This is a genomic window from Gemmatimonadales bacterium (genome assembly GCA_030697825.1).
Lineage (GTDB): Bacteria > Gemmatimonadota > Gemmatimonadetes > Gemmatimonadales > JACORV01 > JACORV01.
The window spans coordinates 1-1,928 of record JAUYOW010000026.1 but is presented as its reverse complement, the minus strand read 5'-3'; the positions used below and the strand labels follow the sequence as shown (position 1 = coordinate 1,928).

At 66.4% G+C, this 1,928-nt stretch carries 4 protein-coding genes; 3 read left to right on the top strand and 1 reads right to left on the bottom strand.

The features are described 5' to 3' along the window. Positions 1-315: rhodanese-like domain-containing protein (locus Q8Q85_01210; GenBank protein ID MDP3772866.1), on the top strand; the 315-nt coding region annotated here is incomplete at its 5' end. A gap of 10 nt (positions 316-325) precedes the next feature. On the opposite strand, the gene Q8Q85_01205 is transcribed toward Q8Q85_01210, so the two are convergent. After that, on the bottom strand, positions 326-670 hold the full coding sequence (locus Q8Q85_01205; GenBank protein ID MDP3772865.1) for an STAS/SEC14 domain-containing protein: 345 nt from the start codon (positions 668-670) through the stop codon (positions 326-328). Positions 671-735: 65 nt separating this feature from the next. Here Q8Q85_01205 and nudE point away from each other — a divergent pair, with 65 nt between their 5' ends. Both nudE and Q8Q85_01195 read left to right on the top strand, forming a co-directional pair. Further along, positions 736-1,284, top strand: a complete 549-nt coding sequence (gene nudE / locus Q8Q85_01200; protein ID MDP3772864.1) for an ADP compounds hydrolase NudE — start codon at positions 736-738, stop codon at positions 1,282-1,284. A gap of 72 nt (positions 1,285-1,356) precedes the next feature. Then, a partial coding sequence (locus Q8Q85_01195; protein MDP3772863.1) for an inositol monophosphatase family protein occupies positions 1,357-1,928 on the top strand: 572 nt, incomplete at its 3' end.

Here is a 1,928-nt window from a genome sequence, read left to right as displayed (position 1 = left end):
GAATACGTCGGCGAACCGAAGAAGCCACGCACCGGCCACATTCCCGGCGCGCGCTTCTGGCCCTGGGACCTGGCGGTGGATTTCGATCACGGTTTCGTGCGCCGCGACGAGGCGGTGCTGAAGAAAAGTCTGGGACAGGTCGGTGCCGACCCGAACGTACCGGTGATCGCCTATTGCCGCTCGGGGCACCGTGCCGCGCACGCCTACCTGACGCTGCGCAACCTCGGTTACGAGAACGTGAAGGTTTACGCCAACTCGATGAACGAATACGTCGCGACGCGCGCCGCGCCGCTGAAGCAGGGCAAGGCGCCGTGAATCCAGGTTTCTAGGCGGCGAGCCAGGTCTCGGCGTCCGCCATGGCCTCGAAGGTTTCGACCTCGGCGTCGGTGAACGCCGCCGACAACCAGCCAACCCAACTGAGCCACCGGTTGTCGGTGACCACGGCGATGCGCCGGAAATCGTGTGCATGCGCGCGCGTGAAGCGGATGTCTTCCCAGGCCACGTCCACGGTGAAACCGGACATCTTCGCGAGATCCATCAGCAGCCGCACCTTGGGCGCGGTCTTGAGGCCGCCGGTCACGGCCTTCTCGAGTTCGCGGTAATCCGCGAGCGTCAGTTCGCCGTATACGTGCACTTTGAGGCGGTCGCTCTGTTCTTCGGTGACAATCATGCGGTCTCCAACGCAGGGTGTGGATGCATCCCCGTCGGACTAGAATATAGCACCGAGCCCGCGCCATGACCCGCAAACCCATCGTCACCGGCACCGAAACCGTCGCCCACACGCGTTTGTTCCGCGTCGAGCAGGTGGGGCTGCGCTTCGCCAACGGGCGCGAGGTGATCTGGGAGCGCCTCAAGAGCACCTCGAGCGGCGCGGTCTTGGTGGTACCGATGCTCGATCCCGAAACGGTTTTGCTCATCCGCGAGTATGCCGCCGCCGTGGAGCGCTACGAGTTGGCGTTACCCAAGGGACGCATGGAAGAGGGCGAATCCGTCGTCGACGCCGCCGACCGCGAGATCATGGAGGAGATCGGCTACGGCGCGCGCAAAATCACGCCGCTCAAGTCGGTGACGCTCGCGCCAGGTTACTTTAACCACGCGACGCACCTGGTGCTGGCCGAGGATTTGTACCCCGCACGCCTCGAGGGCGACGAACCCGAGGCCATCGAGGTGGTGCCGTGGCCGCTCGCGCGGCTCGGCGAGTTGTTGCAACACGAGGAATGCACCGAGGCGCGCTCGATTGCGGCGCTCTACATGGTGCGTGATATCCTGCGCGCGCGATCCTGACACGAAGAGTGGTACCCGGGATGTAGCGCCCAGTGCCATGGGAGCCGGCGCTACCGTTTACGGAGCCGATGGATGCAAACACAGCCCGACATGACCGATCCCTGCCAGTATCTCGACGCCATCCGCGCCCTCGCGCTCGACGCCGGGCGGCGCATCCTCGACGTTTATGAACAGGGGGAACGCGGCGTCGAGGTCACGGCGAAGGCCGACGGTTCGCCGTTGACGGCGGCCGACCGCGCTGCGCACGAGGTCATCGCCGCCGGCCTCAAGCGCCTGACGCCCGATATCCCGTTGCTGTCCGAGGAGTTCGCGGCGGCGGACTATGAAACGCGCGCCCGCTGGACGCGCTTCTGGCTCGTGGACCCGCTCGACGGCACCAAGGAGTTCGTCAGCCGCAACGGCGAGTTCACCGTGAACATCGCGCTCGTCGAGGACGGCCGGCCGGTGCTCGGCGTGGTGTACGTGCCAGTGCTGGGGCTCACGTACTACGCCTGCCGCGGCCAGGGCGCGCACAAGCACAAGGAAGGCGCCGCGCCGCGCGCCATCCGCGTGCGTCCGAAGCCCCAGGACAAGCCGATGGTGGTGGCGAGTCGCTCGCACGCCGGTGACCATCTTGCGGCGTTTCTCGCGCGCCTCGGGCCGCA